This is a genomic window from Actinoallomurus soli, from assembly GCF_024055715.1.
Taxonomy (GTDB): Bacteria; Actinomycetota; Actinomycetes; order Streptosporangiales; family Streptosporangiaceae; genus Actinoallomurus; species Actinoallomurus soli.
In genome coordinates this window covers 168,174-187,005 of record NZ_JAMXMV010000012.1, presented here as the reverse complement: position 1 = coordinate 187,005, position 18,832 = coordinate 168,174, and the positions used below count along the sequence as shown (strand labels likewise).

Annotated in this window: 20 protein-coding genes and 1 pseudogene; 13 read left to right on the top strand and 8 right to left on the bottom strand. The window is 71.3% G+C overall.

The genetic code is table 11. The annotated features are described in order from the left end of the window. The first annotated feature begins 31 nt into the window (after nt 1-31). Both NDW01_RS27395 and NDW01_RS43975 read left to right on the top strand, forming a co-directional pair. A complete protein-coding gene (locus tag NDW01_RS27395) occupies nt 32-130 on the top strand; it encodes a DUF397 domain-containing protein (RefSeq protein ID WP_252825522.1) in 99 nt (32 codons plus the stop codon). Nucleotides 131-252: 122 nt separating this feature from the next. Further along, nucleotides 253-771 (top strand): annotated as a pseudogene (locus tag NDW01_RS43975) (cupin domain-containing protein); the annotation flags it as partial. 207 nt (nt 772-978) lie between these two features. On the opposite strand, the gene NDW01_RS27385 reads toward NDW01_RS43975, so the two are convergent. From NDW01_RS27385 to NDW01_RS27370, 4 genes are all read right to left on the bottom strand, one after another. After that, nucleotides 979-2,211 carry a serine hydrolase domain-containing protein gene (locus NDW01_RS27385; RefSeq protein ID WP_252825520.1) on the bottom strand — a complete coding sequence of 411 codons (1,233 nt, stop codon included), beginning with the start codon at nt 2,209-2,211 and terminating at the stop codon, nt 979-981. 106 nt (nt 2,212-2,317) lie between these two features. Beyond that, nucleotides 2,318-3,529, bottom strand: a complete 1,212-nt coding sequence (locus NDW01_RS27380) for an MFS transporter (protein ID WP_252825517.1) — start codon at nt 3,527-3,529, stop codon at nt 2,318-2,320. A gap of 86 nt (nt 3,530-3,615) precedes the next feature. After that, nucleotides 3,616-4,398: an ABC transporter permease gene (locus tag NDW01_RS27375; RefSeq protein ID WP_252825515.1), complete on the bottom strand. Its 783-nt coding sequence runs from the start codon at nt 4,396-4,398 to the stop codon at nt 3,616-3,618. After that, complete coding sequence (locus NDW01_RS27370; protein ID WP_252825513.1) at nt 4,391-5,326, bottom strand: ABC transporter ATP-binding protein; 936 nt, start codon at nt 5,324-5,326, stop codon at nt 4,391-4,393. Before NDW01_RS27370 ends, NDW01_RS27375 begins: the two co-directional genes overlap by 8 nt. 54 nt (nt 5,327-5,380) lie before the next feature. On the opposite strand from NDW01_RS27370, the gene NDW01_RS27365 reads away from it, so the two are divergent. From NDW01_RS27365 to NDW01_RS27350, 4 genes are all read left to right on the top strand, one after another. Next, nucleotides 5,381-5,986, top strand: a complete 606-nt coding sequence (locus NDW01_RS27365; protein ID WP_252825511.1) for a DUF1707 SHOCT-like domain-containing protein — start codon at nt 5,381-5,383, stop codon at nt 5,984-5,986. Between the two features lie 344 nt (nt 5,987-6,330). Beyond that, nucleotides 6,331-7,584, top strand: a complete 1,254-nt coding sequence (locus tag NDW01_RS27360; protein WP_252825509.1) for an extracellular solute-binding protein — start codon at nt 6,331-6,333, stop codon at nt 7,582-7,584. Between the two features lie 10 nt (nt 7,585-7,594). Next, nucleotides 7,595-8,557, top strand: coding sequence for a carbohydrate ABC transporter permease (locus NDW01_RS27355; RefSeq protein WP_252825507.1), 963 nt, complete (start codon nt 7,595-7,597; stop codon nt 8,555-8,557). Then, complete coding sequence (locus NDW01_RS27350) at nt 8,554-9,435, top strand: carbohydrate ABC transporter permease (RefSeq protein ID WP_252825505.1); 882 nt, start codon at nt 8,554-8,556, stop codon at nt 9,433-9,435. Before NDW01_RS27355 ends, NDW01_RS27350 begins: the two co-directional genes overlap by 4 nt. A 68-nt stretch (nt 9,436-9,503) precedes the next feature. Here NDW01_RS27350 and glpX read toward each other — a convergent pair whose 3' ends face one another. Beyond that, complete coding sequence (gene glpX, locus NDW01_RS27345; RefSeq protein WP_252825502.1) at nt 9,504-10,538, bottom strand: class II fructose-bisphosphatase; 1,035 nt, start codon at nt 10,536-10,538, stop codon at nt 9,504-9,506. Between the two features lie 101 nt (nt 10,539-10,639). Here glpX and NDW01_RS27340 point away from each other — a divergent pair, with 101 nt between their 5' ends. From NDW01_RS27340 to NDW01_RS27315, 6 genes are all read left to right on the top strand, one after another. Continuing rightward, a complete protein-coding gene (locus tag NDW01_RS27340; RefSeq protein WP_252825500.1) occupies nt 10,640-10,777 on the top strand; it encodes a hypothetical protein in 138 nt (45 codons plus the stop codon). Nucleotides 10,778-10,797: 20 nt separating this feature from the next. After that, nucleotides 10,798-11,385 (top strand): TetR/AcrR family transcriptional regulator, encoded by a 588-nt coding sequence (locus NDW01_RS27335; protein WP_252825804.1) that lies wholly within the window; start codon nt 10,798-10,800, stop codon nt 11,383-11,385. After that, on the top strand, nt 11,369-12,157 hold the full coding sequence (locus NDW01_RS27330; protein WP_252825498.1) for a DUF4245 domain-containing protein: 789 nt from the start codon (nt 11,369-11,371) through the stop codon (nt 12,155-12,157). The genes NDW01_RS27335 and NDW01_RS27330 overlap by 17 nt, the downstream gene beginning before the upstream one ends. Before the next feature lie 102 nt (nt 12,158-12,259). Next, nucleotides 12,260-13,930 carry a substrate-binding domain-containing protein gene (locus NDW01_RS27325; protein ID WP_252825496.1) on the top strand — a complete coding sequence of 557 codons (1,671 nt, stop codon included), beginning with the start codon at nt 12,260-12,262 and terminating at the stop codon, nt 13,928-13,930. A 2-nt stretch (nt 13,931-13,932) separates the two neighbouring features. Next, nucleotides 13,933-15,114 carry a sensor histidine kinase gene (locus NDW01_RS27320; RefSeq protein ID WP_252825485.1) on the top strand — a complete coding sequence of 394 codons (1,182 nt, stop codon included), beginning with the start codon at nt 13,933-13,935 and terminating at the stop codon, nt 15,112-15,114. Beyond that, on the top strand, nt 15,111-15,749 hold the full coding sequence (locus tag NDW01_RS27315) for a response regulator (protein ID WP_252825483.1): 639 nt from the start codon (nt 15,111-15,113) through the stop codon (nt 15,747-15,749). Before NDW01_RS27320 ends, NDW01_RS27315 begins: the two co-directional genes overlap by 4 nt. A 137-nt stretch (nt 15,750-15,886) precedes the next feature. Here NDW01_RS27315 and NDW01_RS27310 read toward each other — a convergent pair whose 3' ends face one another. Further along, a complete protein-coding gene (locus NDW01_RS27310; RefSeq protein WP_252777630.1) occupies nt 15,887-16,123 on the bottom strand; it encodes an exodeoxyribonuclease VII small subunit in 237 nt (78 codons plus the stop codon). A 95-nt stretch (nt 16,124-16,218) separates the two neighbouring features. Here NDW01_RS27310 and NDW01_RS27305 point away from each other — a divergent pair, with 95 nt between their 5' ends. Next, the gene (locus NDW01_RS27305; protein ID WP_252825481.1) at nt 16,219-16,689 is read left to right on the top strand and encodes a GNAT family N-acetyltransferase; all 471 of its coding nucleotides are present in this window, start codon (nt 16,219-16,221) and stop codon (nt 16,687-16,689) included. Nucleotides 16,690-16,698: 9 nt separating this feature from the next. Here NDW01_RS27305 and NDW01_RS27300 read toward each other — a convergent pair whose 3' ends face one another. After that, nucleotides 16,699-17,472, bottom strand: coding sequence for a hypothetical protein (locus tag NDW01_RS27300; protein ID WP_252825479.1), 774 nt, complete (start codon nt 17,470-17,472; stop codon nt 16,699-16,701). A 131-nt stretch (nt 17,473-17,603) separates the two neighbouring features. Further along, entirely contained in the window at nt 17,604-18,809 is a 1,206-nt protein-coding gene (gene xseA / locus NDW01_RS27295; protein ID WP_252825476.1) for an exodeoxyribonuclease VII large subunit, read from the bottom strand. Nucleotides 18,810-18,832: the final 23 nt, after the last annotated feature.

Below are 18,832 nucleotides of genomic sequence, written 5' to 3'. Positions count from 1 at the left end.
TATGCGGAACGCCCGATAAGGAGACGATGAAATGAGCATTCCGGTCTGGCGGAAGAGCAGCCGTAGCGGAGCGCAGCAGGGCGACTGTGTCGAGATCGCGGTCGTCGAGACGGACACTCGGCCGTCCTGAGGCGCTCTCCTGGGTCCACCTCGCCTGGCGCCGGTGTCGGTGGCCGTAACCACTTCACCTCGGGTGGGGCCGGACCGAACAGCCTCTTGTTCGACGGCGCCGTCCACCACCTCACCGCCGGGATGTTCGCCCTGCTCCGGCGCGGCGTCACGCACGCCATGCGCAACCTCGGCGCGGACGGCTCCACCGTGCACGCCCTGGACTTGTCCGCGCCGGGCGGCTGGGACCGCTACCTCGAGGACGTGTACGGGGCGGGCGCGGGCGACGGTCACCGCGACCGGCGGAAGCTCAACGAGCTGGGCAGGCCGTACGGCATGCGCTACCACCTAGGGGAGGGCGACCCTGCCGACTGGGGCGGCAAGAGCCGGTTCCACCCGCTGCGGCGGGGACAGGCGAGGCCCGGGCGCATCGCCGTGCCGCCCGCGTTCGGCGTCAAGGCGCGCACCGAGGACACCGACGGCCTGATCTCCCTGCTGGAGGTGACCGTCGCCCAGCCCGTCCCGCGCCACACCCACCACGTCGCCGACGAGTGCATCTACGTGGTGGACGGCGTCCTGGAGATCGACTTCGACGGGATGACGCACCGGGTCGGCAAGGGGCGGTTCGTCCTGCTGCCGCACGGCGTCCCGCACGCGATCCGCCCCGGATCCACCCCGCCGCCCAAGGTCGTCCAGATCTCCTCGCCCGGCGGCTGGGAGCGCGTGGTGGAGGCCCTCATCGAGCATCGCACCGAGGTGAGCCGGGGCGGCCGCTTCGACCCGGCGGCGCTCAACCGCTACACCCGCCGCCACCACGTCGTCTACGAGGAGAACGAAGGAACCGTCGGACAGAGCCTGCGCGTGCGCGGCTCAGCCGCCCGTTCCCCCGCCGGCCGGAACTCCGGTGATGGCCTGCATCTCCTGCCCGATCATCTCCCGCAGCGGCACGCCGTCGCCGTTGCCGAGGATGACACCGACCCAGCCGGTGTACGGGTAGATGTCCCAGTTGGCGCCGACACCGGGGTTGCCGCCGGCGCGCTGGTACATCCACTGGCCGCCGACGATGGAGACCGGAATCCCGTACGCGCCGAACGACCCCGGTCCGTGGGGGATCTTGGCGGCGGTGAGCACGTCGGCCCAGGGCCGGTCCAGCAGCGTGCCGTCGCCCAGCGCGCGGGCGAACCGGACCAGATCCGGCGCGGTGGCGAAGCCACCGTCTCCGGGGGCGTCGATGAAGGCGCGGCCCGGATTCTTGCCGAGAACGTCCTGGTCCGGGCTGCTCTTGTCCAGGTTACGGATGGCGTCCACCACGCTCCCGTCGGCCAGCGTCATGTACGGGTGCGCGATGTGCGCGTCGGTGAGCCACTGCGGCCGGGTGTAGAACGCCGATCCGGTCATGCCGCAGCGCCGGAAGATGTTCTCCTCCACGTGGTCCCAGTACGTCTCGCCGGTCACGGCCTCCACGATCAGCGCGGAGATGGTGACCTCCGCCTCCTCGTGGGCGGTGTCGGGAGAGCCCGGGACGCCCACCAGTCTCGCCTGCCGGGCCCGCTGCTCGTAGTACTCGTGCACCTCGTCCCGGCTCTGGAAGACGCGTTGCACGTCCTCGGCCGGGCTGTCCAGCCCGGAGGTGCCGGACAGCAGGTGGTGGACGGTCACCTGCTCGGCGATGTCCTTGGCGAAGCCCTTCAGATGGTCGCCCACCGTGTCCGACAGTCGCAGCCGGCCCTGCTGGGCCAGCTGCAGGACGGCCACCGCGTGGAACGGCTTGCCCGCCGAACTGAGGCTGAACGCGGTGCCCTCGTGGTTGGCGATCCCCTTCTCCCTGTCGGCCATGCCGTAGCTGCGGGACAGCACCGTCCGGCCGTGGTGTGACAGCAGCACCACGCCGGAGAACCTGCCCTGGGCGGCCAGCCGCGCCACGTACCGGTCGTAGGCTCCGCCGGGCAGGGTGTCCGGCGGGATCCGGTGGTCATCGGCCGGGGTCTGGTCGGCGTGACCGGCCTGGGCGCCCACCAGGGACGTGCCGGCCACCACGCCGGCGGCCGCCAGCCCGCCCCATCCGAGCAGCCGCCGCCGGTCGATCGATGCGTTGTGATCCATGCCTCCACTGAAGACGCGAGGCCGTTGCGGTGGCGTATGCGATTCTCGATACGCCCGCGATACACCCCGGCGGCCCCGCGCCGGAACGCCGGTGCGCGCCGTCCGCTCAGGCGACGGGGCGTTCGGCGACGGCGGGATTCGGCATCGCCCCGTCGACGGGCGCGGGCTCGAACCCCCGTGCGGTCACCAGGACGACGAGGCAGAGTGCGGCGCCCAGCAGGTAGGCGAGCCACAGATCGGAGGCGACCGCCCCCGCGATGGCCGCGCCGAGCACGAACCCGGCGTAGTTGAAGACGTTCACCCGGGAGACGGCGATGCCGAGCCCGGTCGGGTCGAGCCGGCCGGCCGCCGAGAAGGACGTGGGGACGACGACGGAGAGACCGACCCCGGCGACGGCGAACCCGGCGATGGCGACCAGGGGATTCGGGGAGAGCGCCGCGGTGAGGAGGCCGACGCCGCCGATCAGCCCGCCCGCCCCGACGATCCTCGCGGCGCCGTGGGCGCGTACGAGCAGGTCGGCGCCGGTCCGGCTGAGCATCATGCAGATCTGGTAGGCGACGTAGCCGAGAGGGGCGACGGCGCCGGAGGCGTGCAGGTCGTCCTTGAGGTACTTCGCGCTGTAGCTGGAGGTCGCCGAGTCCGCGATGTACATGCAGGTCACCGCGGCGCCGATGATGATGATCGGCTTCCACGGCACTCTCCTGGCGGCGGCCTTCAGCTGTTCGACGCTCGGCCCGGTGGCCTCCAGCGCCTTCGGATACAGACGGTGGCCGGTGGACAGGGACGCCGCGACGCCGAGGACCGCCGGGAGGGCGAACCCGGTGCCGAGGCCCAGGTCGATCCGGTTGGCGAACGCGCTCCACAGACCGGCGAGGATGCCCGCCGCGCTCCACACGGCGTGGAAGCCGGTGAGCAGGCTCTTGCCGTACCGCGTCTCGGCGGTGACCGCCTGGGCGTTCATGGAGGCGTCCACCGCGCCGACGAACAGGCCGAACAAGGCCGCCGCGCCGTACAGCGCGAGATCGCCGGGCGCGACGCCGATCGCGACGATCGACAGGAGGACGAGCGGCTGGGCGACTCGCAGCACGACCCCGCTGCCGTACCGCGTCATGAGCGAACCGGCGAGCACGCTGCCGATCCCGGCGACCACCGGAACGGCCAGCAGGACGAGGGCGAGCGCGCCGTCGCTGAGGTTGTGGGCCTTCTGCAGTTCCGGGATGCGGGTCACGAGGGCGGCGAAGCTCAGCCCCTGCACACCGAAGGCCACGTACGCCGCGTAGCGGCCGCGCCGGGTCCGTTCGTCGATGTCCGCCGCCACGCTGCCCTCCGGAACGTGAAATACGTTCGCGTCAGCGTAGATACCAGGTCATCGGGGGTCAATACCTCCGCAACCGCCCGTCGCCGTCAGTCGATGAGGCGGCGCCGCATCCCGCGGACGGCGAGGACCGCCATCACCGCGGCGAAGAGCGCGAGGGTGCCCAGGTGGCCGAGGTCCGCCAGCGGGTGGAAGCCGAAGACCGCGTGGCGGACCAGCTCGACGCAGTGGTACAGCGGATTGACATGCGCCGCCGTACGGGCCCAGGCCGGCAGGCCGCTGATCGGGAAGAAGGTACCCGCGACCAGGAACAGCGGGGTGAGGATGCCCGTGATCACGTAGTCGAAGCTGTTGATCGACGGGACGACCGTCGACGCCCAGACGCCGAACAGCGCGAACCCGACCGCCGTGAGGGTCGTGAAGAGCGGCACGGCGAGCATGCCGGCGGCCGGGTGCAGCCCGAAGAGCATCGCGACCAGCAGCGGCACGCAGGAGAACATCCCGCTCTTGACCGCGATCCACGACGCCTCGCCGGCCACGAGTTCGTGCACGTCCACGGGCGCCGCCAGCACCGCCTCGTAGGAGTGCTGGTAGACCCGCCGGACGTAGGTGTTGAACATCCCCGGGAACACCGACGTGAACAGCGCGGCCGTGGCCACCACGCCCGTGCCGACGAAGTCGACGTAGCGGTAGCCGGCGACGTGGCCCAGCAGCGACCCGAAGCCGAAGCCGAAGGCGAGCAGGTAGATGGTGGGCTCGACGGTGGAGGCGAACGACGAGGAGGGCCAGTAGCGCCGGAAGAGCGCCAGCTCGTGCCGCCAGACGCCGCGCACCGGCGCCCACTCGAACCGGCGGAGTCTCGTGTCAGCCAACGTTCTCTCCGGTCAGGACGACGAACACGTCTTCGAGGCTGGCCGCCCGCCGTACGACCCGGTCGCCGTTGCCGAGCGCGTCGGCCAGCGACGGCGGGATGTGCTCGGCCCGCAGCACCGACACGGTCGGGCCGGTGCGCCGGGTCGGCAGGCCCGCCCGGCGTACGAGCGCCTCGATCTCCGCCAGCCGGTCGGGCGGGCCGTGGTGCTCCTCGACGCTGTCGCCCGCGTGGTGGGCGATCAGCTCGCCGGGCGTGCCCTGGGCGACGATCCGGCCGCCGGACATCAGCGCGCAGGCGTCGGCGAGCCGCTCGGCCTCCTCGATGTAGTGGGTGGACATCAGCACGGTCGTGCCCTCGTCGCGCAGCCCGGCGATCAGGCCCCACAGGTCGGCGCGGACCTGCGGGTCGAGGCCGACCGTCGGCTCGTCGAGCAGCACGAGGCGCGGGGAGTGCACCAGCCCGCGCGCGACGAGGAGCCGCCGGCGCATGCCGCCGGACAGGTTCACGACGCGGGTCCTGGCGCGCCCGGTGAGCTGGGCGATCTCCAGGGCCCGCTCGACCGCCCGGCGCCGTCCGGCACGGGGCAGGCGGTACAGGTGCGCGAACACCTCGAGGTTCTGCCGGACGGTGAGCTCCTCGTCGAGGTTGTCGGTCTGCGGGACCACGCCCATGAGCGCCCGCGCCTCTTTCGCCTCGGCCGGGACGGGATGGCCCAGGACGGTGATCTCACCCTCGTCGGCGCGGGATTGGGCGGTCAGCATGCGCATGGTGGTGGACTTGCCGGCGCCGTTCGGGCCGAGCAGGCCGAGGCAGACGCCGGCGGGCACGTCGAGCGTGAGCCCGTCGACCGCGGTGATCTGGGATCCGTCCTTGTCGCGGTACCGCTTGACGACGTCGCGCAGGGTGATCGCCGGAAGGTCCGCCATGGTCTCCACGCTACGAAGCCATCAGCATGCCGCGCCAGCGAATATCGTCGAGCCGTGGAGTTGCCGTGGAGAGCGAACGACCAGCACGTGCCGGCGCGTGACCTGCGCGCCTCCGACGCCGATCGGGAGCGGGTCGTCGCGCTGCTGCGCGACGCCCACGGCGACGGCCGGCTCACCGCCGACGAGCACGCCGAACGCGTCGAGGGCGCCTACTCCGCCCGCACGCTCGGCGAGCTGACCGAGCTCACCGCCGACCTGGCCACGCCGGAGCAGCAGCCGATCCAGGTCGGGGACGGCCCGATGTTCGCCGCCTTCACGACCGTACGGCGTGCCGGGCGCTGGGTCGTCCCGGCCGGCCTGCCGGTGTCCGCGTTCTTCGGGACCGTGGAGATCGACCTGCGGGAGGCCCTGCTGCAGCGCCGCCACGTCGTCGTACGGGCCGCGATGCTCGCCGGGCGGCTCCGCCTCGTCGTGCCGGAGGGCGTGCGGGTGGAGTTCACCGGCCGGTCCGTCCTCGGCACGCAGGATCTGCGGGTCCGGCCGTCGTACGGGGATGACGCCCCCCTCGTGGAGGTCAGCGGAGTGGTCGTGCTGGGGTCCGTCAACGCCCGTACGCCCAAGCGGCGGCGCCGCTGGTCGCTGGGCCGCCGTCACCCGTGACCGGGCCGCAACAACGAGAACAGCAGGTCACAGGCGTTTCGGTAACGGTTAAGACTCCTACCTCCCTCTCCTCTTGAACTGGTACGGACCAGCTCCTATCGTTCAGTGCCATGCGCGATTTTGCTCAATGGGCGCGTAAATCGTGCACAACCTTTCATGCTGCGTGAAAGGAGGCTGCGGCGTCAGCCGCAACTGCTGTGCCACGCCAAAACGGCTGCTCGGAGGGTGACGGGCTGAGGGGCCGGGCCGGGGGATTGGCGAACCCATATCAAGACAGTGAGCCGGGGACGTCGCGCCCACCCGCGTGGCCCCGGAGCCGAAGCAAGAGCAGAAGGCGGGGACAGGTGAAACGGCATCTCATGGGCGCCATCGCCGCGGGTCTCACGGTGGCCCTCGGTGTGTCCGGCTGCAGCAAGGGCAGTTCGTCCGGCGGCGGCGGTGACGACAAGACGATCAGGTTCGTCGCCGCGATCTACGACGACAAGACGAAGAGCCTCTGGGACAGTCTGATCAAGACGTTCGAGGAGCAGAACAAGGGTTACAAGGTCAACCTGGAAATGGTCGACTGGACCCAGATGGACGCGAAGGTCAAGACCTACGTCCAGACGAAGCAGACCCCCGACATCCTGAACTACAACGCGTTCGCCGACTTTGCGCGGGACGGCCTGCTCTTCCCGGCCTCGGACGTGCTGTCGCCGCAGGTGTCGAGCGACATCCTCCCGTCGTTCATCGACGGCGACAAGTACAAGGGCATCCAGTACGCCGTGCCGCTGCTGTCCAGCGTCCGCCTGTTCTTCTACAACAAGGACGTCTTCAAGAAGGCCGGCATCGACACCCCGCCGAAGACCTGGGACGACGTCAAGGCCGACGCCCAGAAGATCAAGGACAAGGACAAGGGCGTCTTCCCGCTGGGCCTGCCGCTCGGCGCCGAGGAGTCCCAGGCCGAGTTCTTCATGTGGGCCATGAACAACGGCGGCGGCTACGTCGACCAGTCCGGCAACTGGGCGATCGACAGCCAGGCCAACGTGGACACGGTCAACTACCTCAAGGACCTGACCAAGAGCGGCCTCACCCAGCCGAACCCGGAGACGACCGACCGCAAGGACGTCTTCAACGAGTTCGCGCAGGGCAAGATCGGCATGCTCAACGGCGCCGTCTTCATGCCGGCGGGCTTCATCAACAAGGTCAACGCCAAGCTGCCGTACGGCATCGCGCCGCTGCCCAGCAAGTCCGGCTCGACCTCCAACACGCTCGGCGTGCAGGACTTCCTGGTGGCCTTCAAGAACAACGGCGGCAAGAAGAAGGACGCCGTCTCCAAGTTCCTGAACTTCTTCTACCAGGCGAACAACGTGGCCAACTTCCAGAAGGAGGAGGGCTTCCTGCCGGTGACCAAGTCGGCGGGCGACGTCATCGCGAACGCCGTGCCGTACGACAAGCCGTTCATCGACGCCCTCCCGAACGCGAAGTTCTACCCCACGGGCAACGCCGCATGGGGACCGCTGGCGAACACCATCAAGGAGAAGCTCGGCACCGCCATCACCGGCGACCCGAAGAGCGTCCTGGGTGAGCTCCAGCAGACCGCGCAGAAGAACGGCTGACGGACCGCCCGTGCACGACACCATCGAGGCGCACGGCGCCGGGGCCACGACCCCGGCGCCGGCGCCGCCGCCGAAGACGAGCGCCCTCCGCCGGCTCGGCCGGGCGCTCGCCCCCCTTCCGTGGATCGGCCCCGCCGTCATCCTGATCGCGGCCGTGGTCCTGTGGCCCGTGATCGAGATGGTCCGGACGTCAGTGCTGCGGATCAGCTCGTCCGGAGCGACGCTCGGAACCCGCGGGACCGGCAACTACCGTGACCTGTTCGACGAGTCCGACCTCGTCAGCGTGCTGCTGCGCACCGTCGTGTGGGTGGTCGGCGTCGTCCTGGTGACGATCGTGGTGTCGCTGGCGCTCGGGCAGCTGCTCAACGCGCGCTTCCCCGGACGGCGCATCGTGCGCTGGGCGGTCATCGTGCCGTGGGCCGCCTCGGTGCTGATGACCGCGCTGACGTGGAAGTGGATGCTCAACTACTACTACGGCGTCGTCAACAAGGTCCTGCAGGGCGTGGGGATCATCGATCACCCGGTGAACTGGCTGTCCCACCCCGCCCAGGCGATGATGTGGATGATGTGGGTGGCGGTCTTCGTCTCCCTGCCGTTCACCTCGTTCGTCATCCTGGCCGGCCTGCAGACGATCCCCGAGGACGTCTACGAGGCCGCACGGGTCGACGGTGCCGGTCGCGCGCGGACGTACTTCAGGATCACGCTGCCGCTGCTGCGGCCGTCCCTGCTCGTCGCGGCGATCATCAACGTGATCAACGTCTTCAACTCGTTCCCGATCATCTACGCGATGACCGGCGGTGGCCCGGGCAGCAAGACCGACACCAGCACGACCTTCATGTACAAGCTCGCCTTCACCGGGAGCGGCGACGTCGGGGAGTCCGCCGCGATGGCGGTCGTGAACTTCGCGCTGATCCTGATCCTGGTGCTCGTCTACCTCCGGGTCGTCGGCTGGCGCGGGGAGGCGCAATCATGAGCGGCCGCAGCACGCCGCGCCCCAAGGACCGGCAGGGCGCGGGCGACGGCGCGTTCGTCCGCCGGGCCAAGGTCGCGATCCTCGCCGGCGTCGGGTACCTGGTCGCGTTCGTCTTCATCGCGCCCTACCTGGAGATGGCGCTCACCGCGCTCAAACCCGACCGCGAGCTGACCAAGTCGCCGACCACCTTCCTGCCGAAGCACTGGGACTTCGCCAACTTCGTCAACGTGTGGAAGGCCGCGCCGATCTGGAAGAACATGCAGGTGTCGCTCATCGTCGCCGCCGTGGCGACGCTGATCGCACTCGCGGTGGCGCTTCCGGCGGCGTACTACACGGCGCGCAACCGGTTCCGCGGGCGCGGCGCGTTCCTGCTGCTGGTGCTCGTCACCCAGATGTTCGCGCCGACCGCGCTGGTGATCGGCATCTACCGCGAGATGGTGGCGCTGAACCTGACCGACACCCTGCTCGGGCTGATCCTGGTCAACGCCGCCTTCAACCTGCCGTTCTGCGTGTGGATTCTGCACGGGTACTTCTCCAGCATCCCCAAGGCGCTGGAGGAGGCCGCCTACCTGGACGGCGCGGGCAAGATCAAGGCGCTGACCCGGGTGACGCTGCCGCTGTCCCTGCCCGGTCTGGTCACCGCGGTGATCTACACGTTCATCGGCGCGTGGAACGAGTACGTCGTCGCGCTGACGATCACCTCGTCGCCCGACCGCCAGCCGCTCACCGTGGCGGTCCCCGGGTTCGTCACGTCGTACCAGCAGCACTGGCAGTACCTCTTCGCGACCTCGCTGATCGCGATCGTTCCGGTGGTCATCCTGTTCGTCTTCATCGAGCGGTACCTCATCGGCGGCCTCACGGCCGGCTCGGTGAAGTAGGCGACGTCTCCTCGATGAAGTAGGCCACTTTTCCGGGCGGGGGCCACGGCGGCCCCCGCCCGGACCGCTCAGCCGGCCGCGTCGAAGTCGATCGCGGAGTAGGCCCGCAGCTTGGACAGCTTGTGCTCGCTGTGGATCCGGCGGATCGTCCCGCTGCGCGAGCGCATGACGAGCGAGTGCGTGGACGTGATCCCCTTGCCGTACCGGACGCCTTCGGCCAGCTCGCCGTCGGTGATGCCGGTGGCGGCGAAGAACACGTCGTCGGAGGCCACGAGGTCGTCCGTCGTCAGGACGCGCGACAGGTCGTGACCCGCGTCGATCGCCTTCTGCCGTTCCGCGTCGTCCTTCGGCCACAGCCTGCCCTGCAGGACGCCGCCGAGGGACTTGATCGCACAGGCCGCGATGATGCCCTCCGGCGTGCCGCCGATGCCGAGCATCAGGTCGATGCCCGTGCCCTCACGCGCGGCCATGATCGCACCGGCCACGTCGCCGTCGGTGATGAACTTGATCCGCGCGCCCGCCTCGCGGATCTCCTTCACGATGCCCTCGTGCCGCGGCCGGTCGAGGATCACGACGGTCACGTCGCCGGGCGAGCAGTGCTTCGCCCGCGCGACCGCGCGGATGTTGTCGGCCACGGACGCCTCGATGTCCACGACGTCCGCCGCCTCCGGGCCGGTCGCCAGCTTCTCCATGTAGAAGACCGCGGACGGGTCGTACATCGTGCCCCGGGGACTGACCGCGATCACGGCGATCGCGTTGTTCATCCCCAGCGCCGTCAACCGCGTCCCGTCGATCGGATCGACGGCCACGTCACACTCGGCACCGGTGCCGTCGCCCACCTGCTCGCCGTTGAACAGCATCGGCGCGTGGTCCTTCTCACCCTCGCCGATCACCACCACGCCGTTCATCGACACCGTGTTGATGAGCTGGCGCATGGCGTTCACCGCGGCCCCGTCGGCTCCGTTCTTGTCGCCGCGGCCGACCCATCGGGCCGCGGCCATCGCCGCCGCCTCCGTCACGCGCACCAACTCCAGGGCGAGGTTGCGATCCGGGGCGTGGGCCTCGGTGGTCAGCGGGGACGATACGGTCGTTTCTTCAGTCATGGCGATGTGGGCCTTTCCTGGCGGGCTTTACCTGACGGGTCACCCGGACGGGTCTCCTTCGATCGTATTTCCGAGCAGACAGGGCGTAATCTAGGGCCGTCATGAGCAGCGACATCGAGTGGCAGGCCGCCGAACGGCCGGCCCGGGCCGGAGCGCCGGCCGCGGGCCGCGCCCACCGCGCGCCGTCCGTACGGCGCGTGTCCGGCGTGCCTCCCATCCCACGAGGAGCGCGTCAGTGAGCGTCGAACCCGTCTCGCGCATGTCGGATCGTGGCGCGGCCACGCGGAGCGCGCTGCTGGCGGCCGCCCGCGAGGTGTTCTCCGAGGCCGGGTTCGCCCAGGCGGCGGTCACCGACATCGTCGCCAAGGCGGGAGCCAGCGTCGGCAGCCTCTACCACCACTTCAGCGGCAAGGCCGATCTCTACCTGACGCTCTTCGGCGAGTTCCAGGCCCGGCAGCAGGAGCGCACCCGCGAGGCCGTCCACCGCGCCCGCGACCTCGGCGAGTCCGACCCCATGCGGTTGTTCATCGCGGGCGCGCGCGCCTACCTCGACGGTTGTCTCGCCGAGCCCGACCTGTCCCGCCTGTTCGTCTCCGGCGATGGCCCGCCCGGCTTCGACCGGGTGCTGCGCGAGCGGCTGCGCACCTGGGCGCGGCGCAACGCGGCGCTGTTCGAGACGGGAGACGGCGACGTCGACGAGGCTCTCGTGGTCGTGCTGACCGGCGCCGTGTCCGGCGCGGTCTCGGAGGTGGCGCTGTCGGAGGACGAAGAGGCGTCCCGGCGGCTGGCCGACGACGTGCTGGCGATCATCTCGACCCTGGAGAGCCGGCGTGAGCGAAGCTCGTGACGCGACCCGGACGCCGGTGAGCGAGGTGCCCCCGGAGACGGACGGCACCGCGCCCGAAGAGGCACCCGCAGCGGAGCGGGGCGCCGAGTCCCAGGGAGCCTCCGGGGCGGAGCGCGCGGCGTCCCGTCCGCAGGACCCCTCCTCCGGTTCCGGTACGGGCGCGGACGGTGCGGCCGGCGAGGGCCCGATCGTCGTGTCGCCGTCGGTCTACCGGCGGCTGACGTCCGGGTTCCCCGGATTCCTGATGGCGATGCTGTCCTGCATGGTGGTCGTCGGGTTCGTCCTCCTGGTCACCCCCCGGCGCAATCCGAACGCCATCCCGCAGGTCGACTTCCGCTCCGACCTGAACGGCCTGGTCGCGACCGCCCCGTTCACCGTGCAGGCCCCCCAGGGCCTGAGCCCGAAGTGGTACCCCACGAGTTCGAACCTGACCGGCCGGGCGAACGGCCCGGTCGGCTGGCACCTCGGGTACTACACGCCGGGCAAGCAGTACGCCGGGCTCGAGGAGAGCGATGAGCGGCCCGACGGCAGCGACGGGTTCGTCGCCCGCATGACGAGCCAGGGCACGCCGGACGGTTCGCTCCAGGTGGCCGGCGCCACGTGGGACAAGACGTTCCGCAAGGACAAGAATCAGCGGTCGCTGGTGCGGCGGCTACCCGGCGTCACACTGGTCGTCACCGGCACGGCCTCGTACGAGGAGCTCGCCACGCTTGCGGGCTCGCTGCGGCCGCAGCCGAAGCCGTCTCCAGGGAAGACCGAAATCCACCAATAAGTCGGGCGATTCAGGTAGCTTTGGGGATCATGGGGACCCCGCTGATCGTCGCGCTTGCGGATTCCGGTGCAGGCACGCGCCTCCCTCTGGAGACGTACAACGGTGGACTCCGTCTTCACCGACCGTGACGTCCCGGCGGACTCGGAGGGCCCGGACTCCACGGGAGCGGTCCTCTCCTCCGTGAGCGGACGCGAACGCACGAGCATGGCGGCGGCCGTCGCCCTCGTCGTCGGCCTGGCACTCGGCGCCGGAGGCTGGCTCGTCTACCGGAACCAGACCGCCTGCCAGAACCGGTCGCTCACCGTGACGGCCGATCCGGCCATCGCACCGGTGATCATCGAGGTGGCGGCCCGCTACAACAAGGCCCGCTGCGCCGACGTGAACGTCGTGACCGGCGACTCCGCGCAGACGGCGGGGCTGCTCGCGTCCGGTGGCAGGGCCGCCGACACACGGCCCGACGTCTGGATCGCCGACTCCTCGCTGTGGTTCGACGGTGTCAGGCTCCCGGGGGTGCGGTCCGCGACGTCCGTGGCCTCCTCCCCGGTCGTGTTCGCCATGACCCCGGACGGCGCCCGCCGCGAGGGGGCGCGGCTGGCGCAGCGGGGATGGAGCGCGTTCGAGAACGACGCCTACAGCCTGCGCCTGCTCGACCCGGTGCCCTCCGCGACCGGGATGACGTCGCTGCTCGCCCTCGCGGCGACCGCGGGCGGCGGATCCGGCGGCCTCGAGACGTTCAGCCGCGTGCTGCAGGGCGTCAAGCCGTCGTCGAACGCCACCGACGCCATCGCCGGCCTCGCCGACCAGGGCAGACCCCCCGTACTGCCCCTCTCGGAGCAGACGATCTGGCAGCAGCGGCAGGAGGGACGCCAGGTCACCGCGGTCTACCCGGCGACGGCGCCGGCCCTGGACTTCCCCTACGCCGTCCTCACCGCCGACCGGGGACGCCGGAGGATCGCCGCCGGCCTCCTCGGCGCGCTGGGCTCGGCCGAGGGCACGGCCCGGCTGCACACCGCCTGGCTCCGCACCCCGGCCGGTGACGCGGGCGGGCTGGTCTCCTCGGGGCTGCCCGCCGCCGCGCCCCACGCGCTGCCCGTCGTACGCCCGGGAGCGGCGCTCGCCATGCGCGGAACCTGGCAGAAGATGCAGCAGGGCCTGCGGGCCATCGCACTGATCGACGTCTCGGGCGCCACGCTCGCCCGGATGGGCGCCGGCACCCGTGCGCAGGTGATGACGGGGGCGTTGGGCAACGGCCTGTCGCTGCTGGAGGACGACACCGAGTTCGGGCTGTGGTCCTTCCCCGCCCGCGTCCGCCCGTACCGGCGACTCGTCGAGGTCGGCCCGCTGCGGGAACTCGGCCCCACCGGAACCCGCAGGGCCCGGCTGCTCCAGCGGATCGGGCGGCTGCGGGCGAAGAAGGAGAGGGACGGCGGCATGTACGACGCCATCCTCGACGCCTACCGCGAGCTGTCGCAGAGCTACCGGGCCGGAATGCTCAACGAGGTCCTCGTGCTGACCGGTGGCGCCTCCGGCGACCGGGACGGGCTGACGCTCGACCGGCTGGTCGCCGAGCTGAAAAAGGACTTCGACCCCGAACGCCAGGTCAACATCACCCTCATGGCGTTCGGCGACGGCGTCGACATGAGGCCGCTCCGGAAGATCGCCGACGCGACGGCGGGCGCCGCCTACTCGATCCGGAACGACCAGCAGCTCATGACCCTGTTCCGGTGCGCCGTCGCCCTGCGCGTCGACGAAGACCTGCCCTGCCCGCACTGACCATGAACGCCACCCTGTCCGCGCGGCTGCACGTCACGGTACGGCTGTTGATGTACGCCCGCCTGCTGCTGCTCGCGATGGCGGTCGTCCTCGTGCCGGACGAGCGGTTCACCACGGCGCTGCTCGTCGCGATGGGCGTCGTGGCGGCCCTCTCGCTCACGGTGGCGCAGCTGCCGGGCCGCCTGCTGCCCCTGCTGGCCCGCAGGCCCCTCCTGCTGGCGCTCGACGCCGCCGCGGGCTACCTCGTCCTGGAGTCCGCCGGCGCCTTCGGCCCGTTCTTCCTGTTCAGCGTGGTCACCTCGGCGCTGGCCGGAGTGCTGTACGAGTGGCGGGGCCTGCTGTTCGTCTGCGCGCTGCAGGTCCTGCTGTACGACCTGGCCGCCCGGTCCATCCAGAGCGTCGGCATCCAGGCGGTGGTCGCGCTGCCCGTCTTCTACCCGGTGGCGGGATGCGTCGGCGTCGCCGTGCACCGGCTGCTCCAGCAGTACGCCGAGGCGGAAGAGGCCCGCCGCGAGGCGGAGGTGGTCGCGGCGTCCGCGGAGGAGCGGCTGCGGCTCGCACGCGACATGCACGACTCCCTCGCCAAGACGCTGCACGGGGTCGCCCTGTCCGCGGCCGCGCTGCCGGCCTGGGTGCGCAAGTCCCCGGACCGCGCCGAGCAGGAGGCGGACAACATCGCCGCCGGCCTGAAGATCGCGGTGGCCGAGGCCAGGGAGCTGATCGCCGGCCTGCGGGACGGCGACCAGAGCCTGCCGCTGGCCGAGGCCGTACGGCGGATGACGGCCGACTGGGCGGCGAGCACCGGAATCACCGTCGAGGTCGGCGTGACCGACGACGTGCGCCTCCCGCCCGTCCGGCGCGCGGAGACGCTGGCCATCCTCAAAGAGGCGCTGACCAACGTCGAACGCCACGCCGCCGCCGGGACCGTACGGATCACCCTCACGGCGGACGGCCGCGGCACGGAACTGTCGGTGCGGGACGACGGCAAGGGTTTCGCGTGCCCACCCGACATGGCGGACCTGACGACCGCGCTGACACGGGACGGTCACTACGGCGTCGTCGGGATGGCGGAACGGGCCAGGCGGGTCGGCGGACTGCTGACCCTGACGTCCTCGCCCGGCAACGGAAGCACCCTCACGGTCAGCCTGCCGGAGGTCAACGGAGTACGGGAGGCGGTTCGATGATCAGCGTCATGGTGGTGGACGACAACCCGGTCGTGCAGATGGGGCTCGTCGCGCTCCTGGAGACCGCCGACGACATCAAGATCGTCGCGACGGCCCGTGACGGCCGGCAGGCCATCGACCTGGCTCGGCGGCTGCGCCCCGACCTCGTCCTCCTCGACGTGCGCATGCCCGACGTCGACGGCATCCGGGCCGCCGGGCCGCTGTCCGCGATCAGCCGGGTGCTCATGCTGTCCTACAACGAGGACCCCGCCTCGATCCGCGACTCCATCCAGGCCGGGGCGTGCGGGTACCTCGTCCACGGGTCCTTCTCCCCGGAGGAGCTCGTCACGGCCGTCCGCGACGTCGTGGCGGGGCGCGCCAACCCGCTCTCCGCGGTCGCGGCCCGGGTGGTGGTGGAGTCGCTGCAGTCCGCGTTCGGCGAGCCACCGGCCGGATGCGCCGGCCTGGGCCTGTCCACCCGTGAGGTGGAGGTCATGCGGCTGATCACGCAGGGGCGCTCGAACGTGGAGATCGCCGACGAACTCGTCCTGTCGGAGAAGACCGTCAAGAACCACGTCAGCCGCATCTACGCCAAACTCGGGGTCCGCACCCGGGCCGCCGCGATCGCCCGCTGGCTCGGCACGGCGAACCCCTGAGGGCGTCCGGCGGCGCTTGCCGAGACCCCATCGAGGCTCCGGGGGCCGCGGCGAGGCTCCGGGGGCCGCGGCGAGGCCCCGGAGGGCTTCGGCGAGGCTCTGGGGGCAGCGGCGGGCTACGGAGGGCTACGGCGGGGTCAGAAGGGCGCGCCCTCGGAGCGCTCCGTCGGCTCGGCGCGCTCGGCCATGGCCGCGGCGAGCCGGGCACGGGCGCCCTCCAGCCATTCCTCGCAGATCGCGGCCAGTCTCTCGCCGCGCTCCCACAGCGCCAGGGACTCCTCGAGTGTCAGGCCGCCCGCCTCCAGTCGTCGTACGACGTCCGTCAGCTCGTCGCGGGCCTGCTCGTAGGACAGCTCCGGTTTCTCCTCCGCCACAGTCCAACCTTAGGGCCTGTCTCGGAGCAGCTCCTCGAGGACCGGCCGCGGCCGCACGGCCCTGGCGTGACGCGCCCGCCTTAGGATCGACCGTCATGTCATTGGTACGGTCGGCCACCGATGCCGACATCCCCGAGCTCGTACGGCTCCGGGCGCTGCTGTTCGACGGTCTGAGCGCGCGAGGATGGGGAGCGCCGCCGCCCGGGGACGGGTGGCGGCGGACGTGCGCCGAAGCGCTCCGCGAGCGGCTCGCCGACGATATGACGAGGATCCTGGTCCTCGATGGGGAGACCGGGCTGGCCGCTTGCGGCATGGGCGTCGTCGACCTGCGGCTGCCCGGTCCGTACAACCCGACGGGCCTGGTCGGGCACGTCTACGGGGTCGTCACCGATCCGGCGTTCCGGCGGCGCGGTCACAGCCGTTCGATCATGGAGGGGCTGCTCGCGTGGTTCGCCGAGCGCGGGGTGAGCCGGGTCGACCTGAACGCCACCGCGGAGGGCGAGCCGCTCTACCGGTCCCTCGGCTTCACCGAGCATCCCGAACCGATGCTCAGCCGCAAGCGGTAGGAGCGCCGGTCAGCCGGACAGGCTTCCGATGATCACGAGCATGAAGAACAGGACGAAGATCGCCGGGAAGACGTAGGCCGCCGGCCGCTGGAACACCGAAGGCCCCGGGTCCGCGGGCGGCCGGGCGCCGGCGACGGCCGGCTGCGGCGCGGGCAGGTTCGCCACCTTGCCGCGGGCGATCAGGTTGAACAGCAGGAAGAACGGCGACAGCACGATCGCCTGGACGCTGCACCAGCCACCGGCCAGCGTCTTGGTCGTCTGCTTCCGGAAGGTCGCCAGGCCGCAGTCCCGGCAGAACGGCCCGTTCGCCGTCCAGATCGTGTGCATGATCACCGCCCCGGTGATTCCACGGAACGTCGCCTGAGCCGCGGGCCCGTTGCCGCAGACACGGCACGCCGGCCCGCCGAACGCGGACGGGTTGCCCACCGGCGCCGGGTGACCCTGGGGCGGCGCCTGCCGGTAGGCGGCCGGCTGTCCCTGGTACCCCTGCGCCGGGTAGGCGGGCTGCTGCCCCTGGTACGCCTGCTGGTAGCCCTGACCGGCCGGGTACGCCCCGGGGTGTCCCGTGGGCTGCGCCTGCGCGGGCGGGTATCCCTGCGGTGCCTGGTAGGGCTGCTGGTACTGCTGCGGGGCGGCGTACTGCTGGGGAGCCGCGTACTGCTGGGGGGTCCCGTACTGGGGCGGGGCGGCGTACTGGGCGTTCGGCTGCTGCGGGTGGCCCTGGTACGGCTGCTGCCCGTACGGGCCGGGAGCGGGCGGCTGGTACTGCGGAGGCTGGGTCAACGGGGAGTCCTTTGCGCGATCTCGGGCCCGTGCCGCCGTCAGCGGTCAGCCCGGGAAAAGGTAATCCAGTGGCAAGAGACCATCTTCGCCGTTTATGGGACTGATGCGCATCCGGTTCGGCCGGAGCGCGGTCAGACCGCGTCGACGCGCACCGTGATCCGGCCGTCCTTGAACCGCACCAGCAACTCGTCGTCCTTGTGGACGTCCGCCGCCGCGCGTACGACGGACTCGTCGGGGCGCTGCGCGATCGCGTAGCCGCGTTCGAGCGTCGCGGCGGGGGAGAGGGCCACGAGCCGGGCACGGGTGTGGGACAGGCCGTCCCCCGCCCGGTCGAGGGCCGCGGCCAGGCAGCGCCGGGACCGGTCGCGCAGGGTCGCGATGCCCTCCGCCTGCCGCTCGATCTCCCGTGCCGGGTCGGCGAGCGCCGGCCGGGAGCGCATGCCCGTCAGCCACTGGATCTCGCGTTCGACCCGCCCGGACAGGCAGCGTCGCCCCCGGTCGCGCAGCTGGCCGATGAGCGCCAGCTGCTCGCGGACGTCGGGAACGGTCTTCTTCGCCGCGTCGGTCGGAGTGGAGGCGCGCACGTCGGCGACGTAGTCGAGCAGCGGAGTGTCCTGCTCGTGGCCGATCGCGGAGACGACGGGCGTACGGGCGGCGGCGACTGCGCGGACGAGCGCCTCGTCGGAGAAGGGCAGCAGATCTTCCAGGGACCCGCCGCCACGGGCGATGATGATCACATCGACGTCGGGCGCGGCGTCCAGCCGGTGCAGCGCGTCCATGATCTCGCCCACCGCGTACGAGCCCTGCACGGCGGTGTTCTCGACCGTGAAGCGGACGGCCGGCCAGCGGCGCCGGGAGTTCTCCAGCACGTCGCGTTCGGCGGCGGAGTCCCGTCCGCAGATCAGCCCGATCGTCCCGGGCAGGAACGGCAGCGGCCGCTTGCGCTCGGCGTTGAAGACCCCTTCGGCGGCGAGGAGCTGCTTGAGGCGTTCGAGCCGGGCGAGCAGCTCGCCCACGCCCACGGGCCGGATCTCGAACGCCGACAGCGCGAACGATCCGCGGTTGATGTAGAAGTCCGGCTTGGCGTGCACGACGACCCGCGCGCCGTCGACCACGGCCGGGCCCGCGTTGTCGCACACGGCGCGGGGGCAGGTCACCCGCACCGAGACGTTCGCCACCGGGTCGCGCAGCGTGAAGTACGCCGTGCCGCCCCGGCGGTTCAGCTCGGTGATCTGGCCTTCGACCCAGATCCTGCCGAGCTTGGCGATCCAGCCGCCCACGAGCTGCAGAACGGTGCGGACCGGGGTGGGTGACTCCGGTGAGGTCTCCAACGCCATGCCGGAAGCCTAACCAGCCGACG